General features: G+C 67.2%; 18 protein-coding genes. 9 read left to right on the top strand and 9 right to left on the bottom strand.

Translation table 11 applies throughout. The features are described from left to right. Nucleotides 1–28 precede the first annotated feature (28 nt). The 5 genes from otsA to SPHPH_RS0101270 all read right to left on the bottom strand — a co-directional run bounded on the left by otsA (nucleotide 29) and on the right by SPHPH_RS0101270 (nucleotide 5,829). Nucleotides 29–1,423, bottom strand: coding sequence for an alpha,alpha-trehalose-phosphate synthase (UDP-forming) (otsA, locus tag SPHPH_RS0101290; protein WP_028965067.1), 1,395 nt, complete (start codon nucleotides 1,421–1,423; stop codon nucleotides 29–31). Further along, nucleotides 1,420–3,201 carry a glycoside hydrolase family 15 protein gene (locus SPHPH_RS0101285; protein ID WP_028965066.1) on the bottom strand — a complete coding sequence of 594 codons (1,782 nt, stop codon included), beginning with the start codon at nucleotides 3,199–3,201 and terminating at the stop codon, nucleotides 1,420–1,422. Before SPHPH_RS0101285 ends, otsA begins: the two co-directional genes overlap by 4 nt. Next, nucleotides 3,198–3,941, bottom strand: coding sequence for a trehalose-phosphatase (gene otsB, locus SPHPH_RS0101280; protein ID WP_028965065.1), 744 nt, complete (start codon nucleotides 3,939–3,941; stop codon nucleotides 3,198–3,200). Before otsB ends, SPHPH_RS0101285 begins: the two co-directional genes overlap by 4 nt. A 47-nt stretch (nucleotides 3,942–3,988) precedes the next feature. Next, nucleotides 3,989–4,513 (bottom strand): hypothetical protein, encoded by a 525-nt coding sequence (locus SPHPH_RS18575; RefSeq protein ID WP_051272770.1) that lies wholly within the window; start codon nucleotides 4,511–4,513, stop codon nucleotides 3,989–3,991. A 254-nt stretch (nucleotides 4,514–4,767) separates the two neighbouring features. Then, nucleotides 4,768–5,829: an NAD(P)H-dependent flavin oxidoreductase gene (locus tag SPHPH_RS0101270; RefSeq protein ID WP_420329282.1), complete on the bottom strand. Its 1,062-nt coding sequence runs from the start codon at nucleotides 5,827–5,829 to the stop codon at nucleotides 4,768–4,770. Nucleotides 5,830–5,988: 159 nt separating this feature from the next. Here SPHPH_RS0101270 and SPHPH_RS21640 point away from each other — a divergent pair, with 159 nt between their 5' ends. The 4 genes from SPHPH_RS21640 to SPHPH_RS0101250 all read left to right on the top strand — a co-directional run bounded on the left by SPHPH_RS21640 (nucleotide 5,989) and on the right by SPHPH_RS0101250 (nucleotide 8,913). Continuing rightward, nucleotides 5,989–6,123 carry a hypothetical protein gene (locus tag SPHPH_RS21640; protein WP_272944231.1) on the top strand — a complete coding sequence of 45 codons (135 nt, stop codon included), beginning with the start codon at nucleotides 5,989–5,991 and terminating at the stop codon, nucleotides 6,121–6,123. Nucleotides 6,124–6,218: 95 nt separating this feature from the next. After that, complete coding sequence (locus SPHPH_RS0101260) at nucleotides 6,219–7,109, top strand: UDP-2,3-diacylglucosamine diphosphatase (RefSeq protein ID WP_028965063.1); 891 nt, start codon at nucleotides 6,219–6,221, stop codon at nucleotides 7,107–7,109. Nucleotides 7,110–7,113: 4 nt separating this feature from the next. Beyond that, nucleotides 7,114–8,136 carry a glycosyltransferase family 4 protein gene (locus SPHPH_RS0101255; protein WP_028965062.1) on the top strand — a complete coding sequence of 341 codons (1,023 nt, stop codon included), beginning with the start codon at nucleotides 7,114–7,116 and terminating at the stop codon, nucleotides 8,134–8,136. Between the two features lie 99 nt (nucleotides 8,137–8,235). After that, nucleotides 8,236–8,913, top strand: coding sequence for a DUF1013 domain-containing protein (locus tag SPHPH_RS0101250; protein ID WP_028965061.1), 678 nt, complete (start codon nucleotides 8,236–8,238; stop codon nucleotides 8,911–8,913). A 233-nt stretch (nucleotides 8,914–9,146) separates the two neighbouring features. Here the strand turns inward: SPHPH_RS0101250 and ypfJ are convergent, their stop codons facing one another. Continuing rightward, nucleotides 9,147–10,049, bottom strand: coding sequence for a KPN_02809 family neutral zinc metallopeptidase (gene ypfJ / locus SPHPH_RS0101245; protein ID WP_028965060.1), 903 nt, complete (start codon nucleotides 10,047–10,049; stop codon nucleotides 9,147–9,149). A gap of 125 nt (nucleotides 10,050–10,174) precedes the next feature. Here ypfJ and SPHPH_RS0101240 point away from each other — a divergent pair, with 125 nt between their 5' ends. Both SPHPH_RS0101240 and SPHPH_RS0101235 read left to right on the top strand, forming a co-directional pair. After that, a complete protein-coding gene (locus SPHPH_RS0101240) occupies nucleotides 10,175–10,960 on the top strand; it encodes a 3-hydroxybutyrate dehydrogenase (RefSeq protein ID WP_028965059.1) in 786 nt (261 codons plus the stop codon). Continuing rightward, nucleotides 10,957–11,595 carry a DUF4893 domain-containing protein gene (locus SPHPH_RS0101235; RefSeq protein WP_028965058.1) on the top strand — a complete coding sequence of 213 codons (639 nt, stop codon included), beginning with the start codon at nucleotides 10,957–10,959 and terminating at the stop codon, nucleotides 11,593–11,595. Before SPHPH_RS0101240 ends, SPHPH_RS0101235 begins: the two co-directional genes overlap by 4 nt. Nucleotides 11,596–11,632: 37 nt before the next feature. On the opposite strand, the gene SPHPH_RS18570 is transcribed toward SPHPH_RS0101235, so the two are convergent. From SPHPH_RS18570 to SPHPH_RS0101220, 3 genes are read right to left on the bottom strand one after another with little or no spacing between them, the layout of a single operon-like run. Further along, entirely contained in the window at nucleotides 11,633–12,259 is a 627-nt protein-coding gene (locus SPHPH_RS18570; protein ID WP_051272769.1) for a hypothetical protein, read from the bottom strand. Next, a complete protein-coding gene (locus SPHPH_RS0101225; RefSeq protein WP_028965057.1) occupies nucleotides 12,252–13,202 on the bottom strand; it encodes an aldo/keto reductase in 951 nt (316 codons plus the stop codon). The genes SPHPH_RS18570 and SPHPH_RS0101225 overlap by 8 nt, the downstream gene beginning before the upstream one ends. Nucleotides 13,203–13,258: 56 nt before the next feature. Then, entirely contained in the window at nucleotides 13,259–13,555 is a 297-nt protein-coding gene (locus SPHPH_RS0101220; protein ID WP_028965056.1) for a hypothetical protein, read from the bottom strand. Nucleotides 13,556–13,682: 127 nt separating this feature from the next. Between SPHPH_RS0101220 and SPHPH_RS0101215 the strand changes: the two genes are divergently transcribed. Genes SPHPH_RS0101215 through SPHPH_RS0101205 form a run of 3 tightly spaced genes read left to right on the top strand, consistent with a single transcriptional unit; the run spans nucleotide 13,683 to nucleotide 16,602 of the window. Further along, nucleotides 13,683–14,621 carry an ArsR/SmtB family transcription factor gene (locus tag SPHPH_RS0101215; protein ID WP_028965055.1) on the top strand — a complete coding sequence of 313 codons (939 nt, stop codon included), beginning with the start codon at nucleotides 13,683–13,685 and terminating at the stop codon, nucleotides 14,619–14,621. Continuing rightward, nucleotides 14,618–15,559: a methylenetetrahydrofolate reductase [NAD(P)H] gene (metF, locus tag SPHPH_RS0101210; RefSeq protein WP_028965054.1), complete on the top strand. Its 942-nt coding sequence runs from the start codon at nucleotides 14,618–14,620 to the stop codon at nucleotides 15,557–15,559. The genes SPHPH_RS0101215 and metF overlap by 4 nt, the downstream gene beginning before the upstream one ends. Continuing rightward, entirely contained in the window at nucleotides 15,556–16,602 is a 1,047-nt protein-coding gene (locus SPHPH_RS0101205; protein WP_028965053.1) for a homocysteine S-methyltransferase family protein, read from the top strand. Before metF ends, SPHPH_RS0101205 begins: the two co-directional genes overlap by 4 nt. Nucleotides 16,603–16,716: the final 114 nt, after the last annotated feature.

Here is a 16,716-nt window from a genome sequence, read left to right as displayed (position 1 = left end):
GCCAGCGTTAGTGCAGGTTTATTTTCACTCAGCCGGCGGCGTCGGCGGTGATCTCGCTTTTTTCCAACGCGGTCAGGAAGGTCTTGGCCCACCACGTCACGTCGAATTCCTGCACCCCGGCCATCAGCTTTTCCCAACGCCGCACGCGTTCCTCGCGCGGCATCCGCAGCGCCTGGTAGATCGCGTCGGACACTTCCTCGGCGCTATAGGGATTGACCAGCAGCGCGTCGGCCATCTGCTCCGCCGACCCTGCAAAGCGCGACAGCACCAGCACGCCGGGATCTTCCGGGTCCTGTGCCGCGACATATTCCTTTGCGACCAGGTTCATGCCGTCGCGCAACGGCGTCACCAGCCCGATCTTGGCGGCACGATAGATGCCGGCCAGATGATCGCGCGGATACCCCTGGTTGACGTAACGGATCGGCACCCAGTCGACGTCGGCATAGGCGCCGTTGATCCGCCCCGACAGCCCTTCCAGCGACTGCCGGATGCGCTGATAGCTCTCCACCGACACGCGGCTGGGCGGCGCGATCTGGAGCAGGAACACTTCCTTGCGCTCCTCGGGATGCTCGTTGAGGAAGCGTTCGTAGCCGAGGAAGCGCTCCTCCAGCCCCTTGGAATAATCGAGCCGGTCGACCCCGACGATCATGTCACGCCCGTCGGCGCTGTCGCGCATCCGGCGATAGGCGAGCCGTGCCGGCACGCTCTTCGACATTTCCGCAAATTCGACTGCGTCGATCCCGATCGGGCAGGCGATCAACTCGACGTGCCGGTCGCCGAGCCGGGCGATATTGTTCTCGATCGTGGCGCCCATGTCGTGGCGTGCGAAATCGCAGAACGACTCCAGCCATTCCTCTGTATGGAAACCGATCAGGTCATAGGCGAACAGCGACTCCACCAGCTCGCGCGCGTTAGGTAGCGTCCCGAGCAACCGCCGTGGTGGCCACGGAATGTGCAGGAAGAAGCCGATCCGGTTGGCGCAACCACGCGCGCGCAGTTCCGCGCCCAGCGGGAACATGTGGTAATCCTGGATCCAGATCACGTCGTCCGGCTCGATCAGCGGGCGCACCGTGTCGGCGAACCGCTGGTTGGTCCGCTTGTAGCCACCGGCGAAATCGCGCTCATATTCGGCCAGATCGATGCGGTAATGGAACAGCGGCCACAGGGTCCGGTTGGCGTAGCCGTCGTAATATTCCTGAACGTCCTGTTCTTCGAGGTCGACCGTCGCAGTGGTGACGCCGCTGTTGCGCTGGAAATTAATGTGGCCGTTGAACTGGTCGGTCTGCTCCCCCGACCAGCCGAACCACATGCCGCCGCGATCGCGCAGCGCGGCGGCGAGCGCGACCGCCAGCCCCCCCTGTGCGCCGGCGGTCGAGCCCTTGGGCGCGGTGACGCGGTTGGAGATGACGATCAGGCGATTCAACGGATACTACTCCACGGTTTACTGAGCATGGCGGCGCAATTGATCATGCCGACCAACGAATAGGTCTGCGGATAATTTCCCCACAGCTCGCCGCTTTGCGGATCGATGTCCTCGGACAGCAGCCCGGCGGCGGTGCAGCGCGACAGCATTTCCTCGAACAGCGCGCGCGCCTCGTCGCTGCGCCCGGTCAGGAACAGCGCCTCGATCAACCAGAAGGTGCAGACGTTGAACGCGGTCTCGGGCAGCCCGAAATCATCCTCGGTGTCGTAGCGCAGCATCGTCGAGCCGCGCCGCAATCCCTTCTCGATCGCCACCAGTGTGTCGAGGAAGCGCGGATCGTCCGCCTCCAGAAAACGCAGGTCGAGCAATTGCAGCACGCTGGCGTCAAGGTCGTCGCCCGCGAAGGTCGCCGACATCCGCCGCGTATCCTCGCGCCACGCCGCGCTCTCGATCCGGTCGCGGATCACCTGCGCGCGCTCCGACCACAAGGCCTCGCGCTCGGGCAGCTTCAGCCGCTCGGCGGCGTTGGCGAGCCGGTCGCACGCCGCCCAGCACATCGCGCTCGAATAGGTGTGGACGCTCTGTCGCGTGCGTAGCTCCCACAGTCCGGCGTCGGGCTGGTCGTAATTGGCCCAGGCGCGCTCGCCGACGCGCTCCAGCGCCTCGAAATCCTCGACGCCGCTCTTGCGGAACAGCCGATGATCGAAAAAGGCATGGACCGAACACAGCACGATCTGGCCATAGGCGTCGTGCTGGATCTGTTCGGCGGCCTGATTGCCGACGCGCACCGGCCCCATCCCGCGATAGCCCGCCAGCGACTCTTCGATCCGTTCGGGCAATTGCGCCTCGCCCAGCACGCCGTACAGCGGCTGGATATGCCCGCCGCGCGCGCCGTCGACGATGTTGCGGAGATAGCCGAGATAGCCCTCCAGCACGTCGAGCGCCCCCAGCCGGTTGAGCGCCTGCACTGTGTAATAAGCGTCGCGGATCCAGCAGTATCGATAGTCCCAATTACGCTGCGATCCGGCATGTTCCGGGACCGAGGTGGTCAGCGCGGCGACGATCGCGCCGGTTTCCTCGTGTTGGCACAATTTCAGCGTGATCGCGCAGCGGATCACCACTTCCTGCCATTCCAGCGGCACGGCGAGGCCGCGCACCCAGCCCTGCCATTCCTGCGTCGTGCGATACAGCATCAGGTCGACGGTGCTGGCCAGATCGCCCTGGAAGCTCTCGTCCGGGCCGAGGAAGAAGTGCAGCGGCCGCTCGACGCGGAAGGCGTGTTCGCCCTGCACCATCGCGATCGGCGCAGTGGTGGTCAGCCGCAGCGCGATCGTGTCCATCAACAGCCGCAGGTGGTTCGATCCGCCGACCTGCTCGCGGCATCCCCCGCCCCAGCCGCAGGTCGGGCGCAGCGCGACACGGACGCGCGGGCTACCCGCGATCGGCCGCACGATCCGCGCGAACCCTACCGGGCGATAGGTCCGCCCCTCGCGCTGGAAACGCGGGCAGAAATCGATCACCTCGATCGCGCCACCGTGCGAATCGCGATGCGTGGTGACCAGGATCGGGGTGTTGCGGATATATTCCTGCTCGATCGACACACTGTCTTCGAGGCAGATCCCCCAATAGCCGGTGTCCGGCTGCTCGCCGCCCAGCAGCGCGGAGAACAGCGGATCACCATCGACGCGCGGCACGCAGCCCCAGACGAACCGTCCCTCGCGATCGACCAGCGCACTTACCTGGCAATTGCCGATCGGCCACAGATCCAGCGTCGTCATGTCTTCTCCCTGCACGCGGTGTCGAGCCAGGCGAGCACGTCGGCGACGCCCTCGACCCGGTAAGTGGCGGCGGTGTCGCGCGCCGGGCCGACCAGCACACCCGCGCCGCCCAGTGCGGCGGCCGCGGCGAAGCCGGCTTCGTCGGTCACGTCGTCCCCCACGAACACAGGAACCGTGCGCTGCCGCAACGGTTCCCGCATCAACAGCTCGACCGCCGCGCCCTTGTCGCGCCCGGCCATCCGCAGTTCGACCACCATCTTGCCGTGTTGCAGGTGCAGGTCATGGACGGTGGCGAGCTGTTCGGCCAGCGCGGTCATTGCCTCGCCCGCCTCCGGCGCGCCACGGAAGTGCAGCCCGACGCCGAACGGCTTGTCCTCGATCAACGTGCCCGGATGATCGGCGGCAAACGCCTGCGCCTCCGCCAGCGCGGCATCGAGCGCGGCCGACCGATCGGGCGCCGTGATGCTGCCGTCGGGGGCGGCCACCTCCAGCCCGTGGCTGCCCGCGATCGGCGGCACGGCGGGGGCGATCAACGCGCTGATCTCCTGCACCGGCCGCCCGCTGACGATCGCGACGCCGCCGGGCAGCGCCGTGCCGAGCCGTTCGAGCAGGGTCGCCAGCCCGTCCGACACCGCCACCCCGTCCGGCGTCTCGGCGATCTCGACCAGCGTCCCGTCGAAGTCGAGGAACAGGCTGGCGTCGGTCAACAGCGAAGGCGGCGGCGGCAACAGGTCGGTCATGCACGCTCAAACCCGGCGCGCGCGATTTCGATGCAAGCGCGCAACGATTACCCGGTCGCGGCGACGCGCACCAACGCACCTGATTGCCAGCGATCGTACGCGGTGAAGAAATCGGTGAACGGTGCCTCCAGAACCGGCAACCGCTGCGCCGCGAACCGGGGTATTTCCGCGGCCGGTACGGTCCCGACGGCCGCCAATGTGTCACGCGCGGTCGCGCAGAATCCGGCGTGCGCGAAATCCTGTGCGAAGAAATTGTACAGCCGCGTCATCTGATCGTCGAACGCATCCTCCCACTGCGTGCCCCGCGTGGCGCGATATTCCTGCTGCAACGTGGCCTGCGCGCTCGCCAGTTCGCTCTTTCGCGCAGCCAGCATCGCATTGTATTCGTTGACCATCACCGCCTGATCCGCGCCCCGGCACGCCAGCACCGCGACGTTCAGCGCCGCCCGCAGATGCCAGACGCTCCCCGCCGCCGACAGCCCGACGTTCGGCGTCGCCCACCGCCCGTCCGCCAGCTTCGCCGGTATCCGCATCCCCGGCCTTGCGCCGACCGGCATCGGCGCAAGCGTCATCTTTACAATGGGTTGCGACGCAGGCGTGGGTAGCGCGGGCGGCAGTGTGCGCGAACAGGCCGCAGCAAGGAGCGACGCTACCCCGACGGCGAACAGGCGCAGGCGCATCGTAAAACCCCTTATCAAACGCGACCTTGCCGCGATCCCATCGCGGGACGGTCGGCGATAGGCTCAAGCCGCCACGCCGTGCGCCAGACGGGCCGAGGCGAGTCGCCAAGCGTCACTCCCGCGCAGGCGGGAATAACGACCGACGCCTACCCCGCCCGCTTTTCAAACGCTTGCGCCGCTTCCGTCATCAGCGTCGCGATAATGTCGGCGATCGGCTCTTCCTTGGTGACCATGCCGACCGACTGCCCGGCCATCACGCTGCCATGCTCGACATCGCCATCGATCACCGCCCGCCGCAGCGCGCCCGCCCAATAATGTTCGATCTGCAACTGCGCCTCGGCCATCGCGACGGCGCCCTGATCCAGCGCCTGAGCCACCTCGCGCTGGCGCGTCGTAAACAATTCACCACCCGCGTTTTTCAGCGCACGCACCGGAATCACTGGCAGCCGCGGATCGAGCTGCACGCTCGCCACGGCGTCACGCGCCGACGCACGGATGAACGCCTTCTTGAAGTTCGGATGCGCGATGCTTTCGCTCGCACACACGAAGCGCGTGCCGAGCTGCACCCCCGCCGCGCCCATGTCGAGATAGCCCGCGATCGCCTCGCCGCGCCCGATCCCGCCCGCGACGAATACCGGTACGACGTCAGACAGTTCCGGCAACATCTCCTGCGCCAACACGCTGGTCGAGACGGGCCCGATATGCCCGCCGGCCTCCATCCCCTCGATCACCAGCGCGTCGACGCCCGAGCGCACCAGCTTCTTGGCCATCGCCAGTGTCGGCGCGAAGCAGATCGCCTTCGCCCCGCTCGCCTTGATCGCCTCCAGCGATCCCTTGGGCGGGAGCCCGCCCGCCAGCACGACATGCCCGACCTTATGGCTCGCGCACACTTCGATCAACGCGGTCAGATCGGGGTGCATCGTGATCAGGTTCACGCCGAATGGCTTGTCCGTCAGCGCCTTGGTCGCGGCGATCTCCGCGTCGAGGAGCGCCGGCGTCATTGCCCCGCATGCGATCACCCCGAACCCGCCTGCATTCGACATCGCGGAAACGAGATGCCGCTCCGACACCCACGACATCGCGCCGGCCATGATCGCTACTTCGCTGCCGAGGAATCGCGCGCCGCGCTCCATACGGGAAACGAGGCGCTTTTCTCCGGCAGTCGAGGCGGAAACGGCCGGCGCCGCGGCGGTCATTGTATCGGTCATGGTCTCTGACTAGGCGGGGCGTCCGTCGGTGGCAACATGACCAGTCGATCACTGCAGCTGCAATCGTTCTCACTAATCGAAATTATGCGTGAAGAACGGCAGCAATCCATACTTTTCTGCGGGCCGCGGACGTGTCACGTTCCTGTCATAAGAAAGAGGATGAGGACCCTGAAAATGACGGCCGGCTACAATTTCTCGACGCGTCGCCGCTTCGCTACCCTGGCGGGATTGATCGTCGTGAGTTGGGGCGTGATCGCGGTGACGATCGACGCCATGGCGCACCTGGCCGGCTGACGCGGAACCGTCACCGATCGGCCATCTCGCCGTCACCGCGTCGAGACAGCGGCGTCACATGAAGGCGGCATAAGAGCGGCGAGGGAGAGCCGCCCATGCCGCCGATCGCCGACACGCTCGCGCCCGTCTCCGGGCATATCGCAGACGTCACCGATCTGTTCGATTTCGCGAACTCGCGTCCGCATCGCCCGGAAGAGCCGGTCGGCGAGCGCCGCCGTTATCGCACGATCTGGATCAGCGACGTGCACCTCGGCACGCGCGGCTGCAACGCGGACATGCTGATCGACTTCCTCGACCATGTCGACAGCGACACGATGTATCTGGTCGGCGACATCGTCGACGGCTGGCAGCTCAAGAAGCGCTTCTACTGGCCGGCCGCGCACAACGACGTCATCTGGCGGCTGATGAAGCGCGCGCGGCGTGGCACGCGCATGATCTACATCCCCGGAAATCATGACGAAATGTTCCGCCAGTTCGCGGGGCTCGACTTCGGCGGGATCAAAATCCGGCGCAAGGCGGTCCACGAAACCGCCGATGGTCGCCGCCTGCTGGTGCTCCACGGCGACGAGTTCGACGCGATTACCCTGTCGCATCGCTGGCTCGCGCATGTCGGCGACGCCGCTTATACCGCGCTGATGACGCTCAACCGCGCGGTCAGCGCGGTGCGTCGCAAGTTCGGGATGCCTTATTGGTCTCTGAGCAAGCACGCCAAGGCCAAGGTCAAGAACGCGGTGGCGTTCATCTCGCGCTTCGAAGAAATCGTCGCCGAGGCGGCGGGCAGCCGCGGCGTGGATGGCGTCGTTTGCGGCCACATCCACACCGCCGAGATGCGTGACATCGCCGGGGTCGCCTATTACAATGACGGCGATTGGGTAGAGGGGTGCAACGCCTTGGTCGAGCATTTCGACGGCACGATGGAAATCCTCAACTGGGGTGAGGAAATCGCGCGTCGCGAGGCAGCCCCCGTCACCGCCCTCGCCGCCTGACGCAATGCGGATCGCGATCGTCACCGACGCCTGGGCGCCGCAGGTCAACGGGGTGGTCCGCACGCTGGAAAATGTGATCGCGGAGTTGCGCAGCGGCGGGCATGAGGTGCTGGTCGTCTCGCCTGCCGACGCGCCGTCGATTCCCTGCCCTACCTATCCTGAGATCCGGCTGGCCTTCATGCCCCCGGCGACGATCGGGCGGCGCATCACCCGCTTCGGCGCGGAGGCGGTGCATATCGCCACCGAAGGCCCGCTGGGCGTCGCGGCACGGCGCTGGTGCCTGTCGCGCCGGTTGCCGTTCACCACCGCCTATCACACGCAATTTCCCGATTATGTCGCCGCGCGCACCGGGGCGAATCCCGAATGGATCTGGCGCTACGTCCGCTGGTTCCACACCCCTGCCGCCGCGGTGCTCGCCTCGACCCCGACGATCGAGCGCGCGCTCGTCGCGCATGGCCTGACGCGCGTTCGGCGCTGGGGGCGCGGTGTCGCGCCGCTGTTCCGCGCCGAGGGCGAGCGCAACGCCGCGATGGCCGCACTGCCCGGGCCGGTGCTGCTCCACGTCGGGCGGGTCGCGGTCGAGAAGAATATCGCCGCCTTCCTCGCCGCCGACGTATCCGGGACGAAAGTGGTGGTCGGCGACGGTCCGGCGCGTGCGGCGCTCGAACGTGAATATCCCGACGCGATCTTCCTTGGCGCGCTTTTCGGTGATGCGTTGGCCGCCGCCTATCGTGCCGCCGATGCGCTGGTGTTTCCCAGCCGCACCGATACGTTCGGGCTGGTGATGATCGAGGCGCTGGCGTGCGGCACCCCGGTCGCGGCCTTTGCGGTCGCGGGGCCGGTCGATGTGCTGACCGCCGAAACCGGCGCGATGGGGGCGGACCTTCCTACCGCGATCGCGCGCGCGTTGACGCTCGACCGCGCCGCCTGTGCCGCGGCGGGCGCGCGCTTCACCTGGCCGGCCAGCGCGCGGCAGTTCCTCGATGCGCTCCATCCGTTCGGCCACGCACTCGCCAAGGCGGCGTGAGCGCGCGCTTGCCCTAACGCGCGCCACGCACTAAGTCCCTTGGTAACAGGCGGCCGCTCCGGGAAGGGGCGGCCCTTTGCATTTATGGAGACTGTCCGCATGGCCCAGCCGCTCATGCCCCACGCGACCGCCTCGTGGCTCGTCGACAATACCGCGCTGTCCTTCGAGCAGATCGCCGACTTCTGCGGGCTGCATATCCTCGAGGTGCAGGCGATCGCCGACGACACTGCCGCGACCAAGCTGACCGGGCGCGATCCCGTCCGCGCGCACGAGCTGACGCAGGAAGAGATCGACAAGGCGCAGGCCAACCCGAACTATCGCATGACGATGACCAAGGGCCCGGATCAGGTGCGCCGCACCAAGGGCCCGCGCTACACGCCGGTCAGCAAGCGGCAGGACAAGCCCGACGGCATCGCCTGGATCATCCGCAACCACCCGGAGATTTCGGACGGCGCGATCAGCAACCTGATCGGCACCACGCGCACGACGATTGCGGCGATCCGCGACCGCAGCCACTGGAACATCGGCAACATCACGCCGAAGGACCCGGTGACGCTGGGCCTGACCACGCAGCGCGAGCTGGACGCCGCGGTCAACAAGGCAGCGAAGGCGGCCGGGATCGAGCAGGCGCCGACCGACACGCGCCTCGACGGCGACCGCGAGGCGCTGATCGCGTCGCTGCGCGCCCAGCGCGAGCAGGCCGCGCGCGACGCCGAGAATGGCGTCGAGAGCGACGCCCCAGCACGTCCCGCGTTCGAGGACCCGTTCCGCCGCTGATTGTTGAGCAGAAAGGCTTTCTTTTGTCGTCCTGGACTTGATCCGGGACCCCGCTTCTTCCTGCCTTCAGCTGACAAAAAAACAGCGGGGCCCCGGATCAAGTCCGGGGCGACAAGGTGATTATTTCGTCATTGCAAGCGAAGCAATCCAGGGCCAGATCAGGACGCCCTGGATTGCTTCGCTTCGCTCGCAATGACGACGCTGGGGCGGGCAATGCTCCGCCCCCGCCAACCTCAGATCGCGCCCGAGAAGGTGTCGCACACCCCCGGATTTCCGTTGCTCTCGATCCCGCGCCGCAGCCATGCCTGCCGCTGCGCGGAGGTGCCATGCGTGAAGCTGTCGGGCACCACACGCCCCTGCGCCTGCCGCTGCAACGTGTCGTCGCCGATCGCCTGCGCCGCGCGCATCCCCTCCTCCACATCGCCCGGATCGAGCCGGTCGCGGTTCATCGACGCCCAGACGCCGGCGTAGCAATCCGCCTGCAATTCCAGCCGCACCGACAGCGCGTTGCCCTCCGCCTCGCTCGCGCGTCGCTGCGCCTGTTGCACCTCCGTCGAGGTGCCGAGCAGGTTCTGAATGTGGTGGCCGAATTCATGCGCAATCACGTAATATTGCGCAAAGTCGCCGCCCGCCTTGTACTTGTTGGCCAGTTCGTCGAAGAAGCTGGTGTCGAGGTAGATGCCGCGATCCGTGGGGCAGTAGAACGGGCCCATCGCCGACATTGCCGCGCCACAGCCCGATTGACCGCTGCCGCTGAAAAATTGCAGCTTCGGCGGGCTGAACTGCTGGTTCTGGCTCGCAAAGATCTTTTCCCACGTGTTCTGCGCGTTGCTAAACGCGCGGCACGTATCGCGGCGCGCGGTCGAGACGTCGCAGACCTGCTGCACCGTCTCCCGCGACGGCGCGCTCACCTGCGGCGCGCTGCCGCTGCCACCGCCCAGCATTCCACCGAGATTACCGAGCCCGCCGAACACCGCGAGCAGCAGCAACACCACCACAATCCCGCCGCAGCCGAAGCGACTACCGATCAGCGGCAGCAGCCCCAACAGAAATCCCCCGCCCCCGCCACCGCCAAGCCCACCGCCACCGCGGGCCTCGCCGACATTGATATCATTGTCATAATCGTCGAGCCGCATGTCCGCCTCCCCTGCAAAGGCCAATCGTTACCGTTGCGGCATGAATGCGTGCACCCCGCTGCGGGTTGCAACCGCCGCCCCGCTCGCCGATTGATGGGCGAAACTCAGGTGTGAAAGGCCCGGCAATGTTCCTGAACGGCAAGAGCGCGATCGTCACCGGATCGACCTCGGGCATCGGACTGGCGGTGGCGCGCGCGCTGGCCGGAGCGGGTGCACACGTCATGCTCAACGGGTTCGGCGAGCCCGACGCGATCGAGAAGGCGCGCGCCGGCGTAGACGCGCTCGGTGTCGGCGAGGTGTTATACGATGCGGCGGACGCCGGCGATCCCGCCGCGATCGCCGCGCTGGTGGCGCGCGCGCACGAGGCGTGGGGCGGCCCGGACATCGTCATCAACAATGCCGGCATCCAGCACGTCTGCGGCATCGCCGATTTCCCGCCCGAGAAGTGGGACGCGATCATCGCGCTCAACCTCACTGGCCCGTTCCACATGATGCGCGCCGCGATACCGCACATGCGCGAACGCGGCTGGGGCCGGATCGTCTCCACCGCCTCGGCGCACAGCCTCGTCGCCAGCCCCAACAAGTCCGCCTATGTCGCCGCCAAGCACGGGCTGGTCGGGCTGACCAAGACCGTCGCGCTGGAAACCGCACAGCAGGGGATCACGGCCAATTGCATCTCGCCCGGCTATGTCTGGACGCCGCTGGTCGAGCAGCAGATCCCGGACACGATGAAGGCGCGCGGGCTAACGCGCGAACAGGTGATCGACGACGTGCTGCTCGCCGCGCAGCCGACCAAGGAGTTCGTCACTCCCGAACAGGTCGCCGCGCTCGCGCTGTTCCTGTGCCGCGACGAGGCGAAGGCGATCACCGGTTCAAACCTGTCGGTCGACGGCGGCTGGACCGCAGCGTGAGGTGCGCTGCCGGCGCGCTGCTCCTCTGCCTAGCCGGCTGCGGCGCGCGTCCGACTGCTCCACCCACCGCGCCGCCTCCACCCGACCAATTGGCCGCTGCACCCGACTGGCGACGGCTCGCCACCCCCGCCGATCGCGACCGTTTGCGTCGGTGGTACGAGGCATGGACTGCGGCGTTGGCACAGGCGCGTTCGGTTGCCGCCGCCGATCTTTCCGCGCAGGGGGCATTGTTCACGATCGACGCGGGGCTCGACGACCCCGTGCCGCCGGTCGGAGCTTATCGCTGCCGCACCTTCAAGCTGGGTAGCAAGGGGAAGGGCGGCGGTGGTTTTACGGCTTACGCGTGGTTCGATTGCCGGATCACCGCCGCGCCCGGAGGAGCGGTGCAGTTGGTCAAGTCGACCGGCTCACAGCGGCAGGTCGGGCTGCTCTATCGTGCCGACCCGACCCGCGCCGCGTTCCTGGGGACGCTGATTCTCGGGGATGAATCCCGCGCTTACGGCTATGGCGCCGACGCAACCCGTGACGTCGCCGGCTGGATGGAGCGGATCGGCCCGCAACGCTGGCGACTGGTGATGCCCTATCCGGCGTTCGAATCGACGCTCGACGTGCTGGAACTGGTGCCGGCCGCATAAGCCGTCGCCCCGACGTCCGCCGGGACAAACGACAGGATCAATCCCGGTTCCCCGGCGTGCTCACCGGTGCGTCGACCGGCACCACGCCGTCGATCGGCGGCAGCGTTGCGAGATATTCTTTCCCCGTCTGCTCGATCACCGTCACCGCTTGCGGCTGGGCGGCGATCACCGCGCGCAGATAGCCGCTCGGCTTCTTCATCAGTTTCGGAAATTCTACCTTGTTCAGCCCCGACCGGCGCGCCGCCTCGCGCACGAAGGTCACGCAATTGCGCTTGTTGAGATTGTAGGTCGCATCCCCGGTCCGCTCGTCCCAGTCGCGGATCAGCGCGAGGATCGCGCCATATTGCGCGTCGGTCAGCGTGCGCGAGAAGCGGACGTGGCTGCCCGCCATATAGCTTGGCTTAGGCCGCTCGACCCGCCCCGCGACGTTGCCGAACAGGATCGCCGGGGTCAGCGACCGCGCGGTGAAGCCATAGGCGGCATCGACCGGCGTCCCGCCCGCGTCCGGCGTACCGCGTAGCATGAAGAAGGCGTGCGGAAAGCTGTTGCCGAAGTCACGGCTCCAGAAGGTGATCGTCACCGCCGCCTGTGCCGGCCATGCCGCGAACGTGACCAGCAGCAGCGTCAGCCGCGCCAGCCAGCGTCGCGGCCGCCACTCAGGCACCCGCGGTGGTCAACCGTTCGAGCTGATCGTCGCTCAGCCGGATCGCAGTTGCGCCGAGCAATTCCTCGACCTGCTTCGCCGAGGTGGCGCTCGCGATCGGCGCGGTGACGCCCGGCTGCGCGATCAGCCACGTCAGCGCGATCTGCGCGAGCGTCGCGCCGCTCTCGGCCGCGACGGCGTCCATCGCGTGGATCACCGCGGCACCCTTGCCGGCGAGCAGGTCGCCCATCCGTGCGCCGCGCACACTCTTGGAAAGATCGTCGTTCGTGCGGTACTTGCCGGTCAGGAACCCCGAGGCCAGACCATAATAAGGCACCACGCCGACATTCTCGGTCACGCAATAATCCTGCAGCTCGCCCTCGAATTTGTGGCGGCTGACCAGATTATATTCGGGCTGGAGCACCTGATAATGCGGCAGCGTCGCGGCGCGCGCCGTCTCGATCGCCGATTTCAGCCGCGCGGCGTGGAAATTGGACGCGCCCAGCACGCGGACCTTGCCCGCCTGCACCAGTGTCGCGAAAGCCTCCGCAACCGCTTCCTGCGGCTGATCCTCGTCATCCTGATGCGCGAAATACAGGTCGATCCGGTCGGTCCCGAGCCGCCGCAAGGACGCCTCGCACGCCGCGACGATCCGCGCCGGCGCCAGCTTCTCCCCACCCTCGCCCGGCAGCATCCCGACCTTGGTGGCGATCAGCACCCGATCGCGCACGCCGCGGTCGCGCAGCCATTCGCCGATCATCGTCTCCGATTCGCCGCCCTGGTGGCCATCGACCCAGGCGGAATAGACATCGGCGGTGTCGATCATCGTCCCACCGCCCGCGACGAAGGCGTCGAGCACTGCAAATGACGCGTCACGATCCGCGGTCCAGCCGAAGACGTTACCGCCGAGCACCAGCGGCGTAATCCGCAGGTCGGAGGCGCCGAGGCGTCGCTTTTCGGTCATTCTGATCTTCCGGCCAGAGAAACCGCCGCGGCTTTTCGACCGCGGCGGCAGTCGCATCAGTTCTTGTCGCGAAGATCCTCGCCCGCGCGCACCATCGCATTGCCAGTCGCGTCGGCGGCGCGATCGCCGGTGTTCTTCAGCGCGTCGCCGGTGCGGTCGAGGCTGTTCTCGGCCTTGTCGAGCGCGCGATCGGTCGCGGCATCGACGTCGTTGACGGCGTTCGACGTGGTCGCGGCGGTGTCGGCGGCGATCGCATTACCCGCCTGTGCGCTCTCGTTCTGCGCACGCTCGCTGCATGCCGCGAGGCCGAGTGCGGTGGCGGCAATCAGGCCGGTGGTGAAAAGACGCTTCATCGGGTTTCTCCCTGTTTTGTTACGCCGGCAAAATAGCCGCAGCGGCAAGGCGAACGAAACATGGCAGGAAAAGGTTCAACGCGCGTCCTGCGTTGACCCATATAAAGATATCTTTATATGTGGTGCCATGAAGCTGGCTCTCGATATCTTCCGCGCGCTTGCCGACGAATCCCGTTTGCGGATCGTCGCGCTGCTCGGCGCGATGGAATTGTCGGTCGGCGAGCTGGCGCAGGTGCTCGGGCAAAGCCAGCCGCGCGTATCGCGCCACGTCAAGATTCTGTGCGACGCCGGACTGGCGGAGCGCCGCAAGGAAGGTAGCTGGGTGTTCGTCGCGCTTGGCGAGCGGGCGCGCGTCACGCCGGTGCTGGCGGCGCTCGACGCTTATGGCGTCGCCGGCGAGGTCGAGGCGGATATCGCGCGGCTTTCGGCGGTGCGTGCGGACCGTGCGGCCGCGGCCGCGGCGTGGTTCGAGGCGCATGCCGGCGAATGGGACGCAATCCGCTCGCTGCATGTCGCGGAGGATCAGGTCGAGGCCGCGATGCGCGCATTGCTCGGCAGCGCGCCGCTCGGGCGGTTGATCGATATCGGCACGGGGACCGGGCGGATGATCGAATTGTTCGCGCCCGCCGCGACGCATGTGCTGGGGATCGACAAAAGCAGTGAGATGCTGCGGCTGGCGCGTGCGCGGATCGGGGAACAGGCCGATCTACGGCAAGCCGATCTTTACGCCTTGCCGGTATCTGATGGCGGCGCCGATGTCGCGATCCTCCACCACGTCCTGCATTTTGCGCAGCAACCCGGCGCGGCGATCGCGGAGGCGGCGCGCGTACTCGATGCGTTCGGGCGCTTGCTGATCGCCGATTTCGCCAGCCACGATCGCGAGGAATTGCGCGCCCGCGACGCGCATACGCGGCTCGGCTTCGCGGATGCGCAGATCGCGGGCTGGTTCGAGAAGGCAGGGCTGGCGCTGGAGCGGGTCGAGACGCTCGAAGGCGGCGAACTGACGGTGAAATTGTGGCTCGGGCGCAAACAGGGCGTACCGGTGCGGGAGGTGAAGGCGGCATGACGTTCTCGGTCAATCAGCTCGAAGAGGCGCGGCGCGCGCTGGAAGCGCCGCTCTACGCAGACGTCGGCGGGGACGTGGAGGTCAGCTTCGAATTCTCGCCGCCGAAGACCGACAAGGCCGAGGAAAACCTCTGGCAGTCGATCGAGACGCTCTGCCCGCTGGGTCCGCGTTTCCTGTCGGTCACCTATGGCGCGGGCGGCTCGACGCGGGACCGGACCCATGCCACCGTCGCGCGGATCGCGCGCGAAACCAACGTGCCCGCCGCGGCGCACCTCACCTGCGTCGAGGCGACGCGCGAGGAAATCGACGCGGTCGCGCAGGAATATTGGGCGGCCGGCGTGCGCCACATCGTCGCGCTGCGCGGCGATCCGCCCGCCGGTGCCGCCGATTACGCCCCGCATCCGGGCGGTTACGAGAATGCCGCCGCGCTGGTCGAGGGGCTGCGCCGGCTGCATCCATTCGAGATTTCGGTCGCCGCCTATCCGGAAATGCACCCGAATTCGGCCGATCTTGCCGCCGACCTCGACAACCTCAAGCGCAAGCTCGATGCGGGCGCGAACCGCGCGATCACGCAATTCTTCTTCGAACCCGAAACCTTCTTCCGCTATCGCGACGCCGCCGCAGCGGCCGGGATCAGCGCGGAGATCGTCCCCGGTATCATGCCGATCGGCAGCTTCGCCGGGGTCACGCGGATGGCGACGATGTGCAACACCGACGTGCCGGGCTGGCTGCTACGGCTGTTCGAGGGGCTCGACGATCATCCCGCCGCGCGCCAGCTGGTCGCCGCGACCGTCGCTGCCGAACTGTGCCGCAAGCTCTATGCCGGCGGGGTCAAGCAGCTTCACTTCTACACGATGAACAAGGCGGAGCTGAGCTTCGCCATCTGTCACCTGCTGGGCGTCCGCACGCGCCCGGCGCAGGAAAGGGCGGCGGCATGACCATCCGCGACATCTTCAACGCCGAGGCGGCCAAGCGCATCCTAATCACCGACGGCGCGTTCGGCACCGAGATCCAGAACTGGAAGCTGTCGGAGGCCGATTACGCCGGCACGCTGACGCTCGGTCACGACCAGAAGGGCAACAACGACATCCTCGCGCTGACCAAGCCCGAGGTGCCCGAGGCGATCCACCGCGCCTATTTCGAGGCCGGGGCGGATATCGCCGAAACCAACACCTTCTCCGCCAATCGCATCAGCCAGGCCGATTACGGGGCCGAAGGGCTGGTGCGCGAGATCAACGTCGAGAGCGCGAAGCTCGCGCGCCGCATCGCCGACGAATATCAGGCCAAGGACGGCCGCCCGCGTTTCGTGGCCGGCGCAATCGGGCCGACGAACAAGACACTGTCGCTGTCACCGGACGTCAACGATCCCGGCTATCGCGAGATCGACTTCGATTATCTGAAAGACGTGTATCGCGAACAGATCGACGCCTTGGTCGAAGGCGGCGCTGACTTCGTGCTGATCGAAACCGTCTTCGACACGCTCAATGCCAAGGCCGGGATCATGGCCGCGATCGAGGCCGGCGAAGCGCTGGGTCGAGACCTGCCGATCATGCTGTCGATGACGCTCACCGACCTGTCCGGCCGCAACCTGTCGGGGCATACCGTCGAGGCGTTCTGGCACGCGGTGCGCCATGCACGGCCGCTGACGATCGGGCTGAACTGCTCGTTCGGTGCCGAGCAATTGCGCCCGCACGTCAAGGTGCTGAGCGAGCTGTGCGACACGCTCATCATGGTCTATCCTAACGCCGGGCTGCCCAACGAACTGGGCGCCTATGACGAGGCGCCCGAGACGACTGCAGGGCTGGTCGGCGAATGGGCGTTTGCCGGGCAGGTCAACGTGCTCGGCGGCTGCTGCGGCTCGACCCCGGCGCATATCAAGGCGATCGCCGACCACGTCCGCGGCATGGCCCCGCGGCAGGTGGCGGTGCCGGCGGTGCGGACACGATTGGCCGGGCTGGAGCCGTTCACGATGGCGGCATAGCGCCACTAAGCCCTCTCCCCTGTGGGGAGAGGGTTGGGTGAGGGGCCGCCACAGGCGCTTCGCTCTATGAGACACCTACCCCTCACCCCACCCTCTCCCCAGAGGGGAGAGGGC

The organism is Sphingomonas phyllosphaerae FA2, from assembly GCF_000427645.1.
Lineage (GTDB): Bacteria > Pseudomonadota > Alphaproteobacteria > Sphingomonadales > Sphingomonadaceae > Sphingomonas > Sphingomonas phyllosphaerae.
Note: the sequence above shows the minus strand (reverse complement) of the source record. Positions and strands in the feature narration are given on the sequence as shown.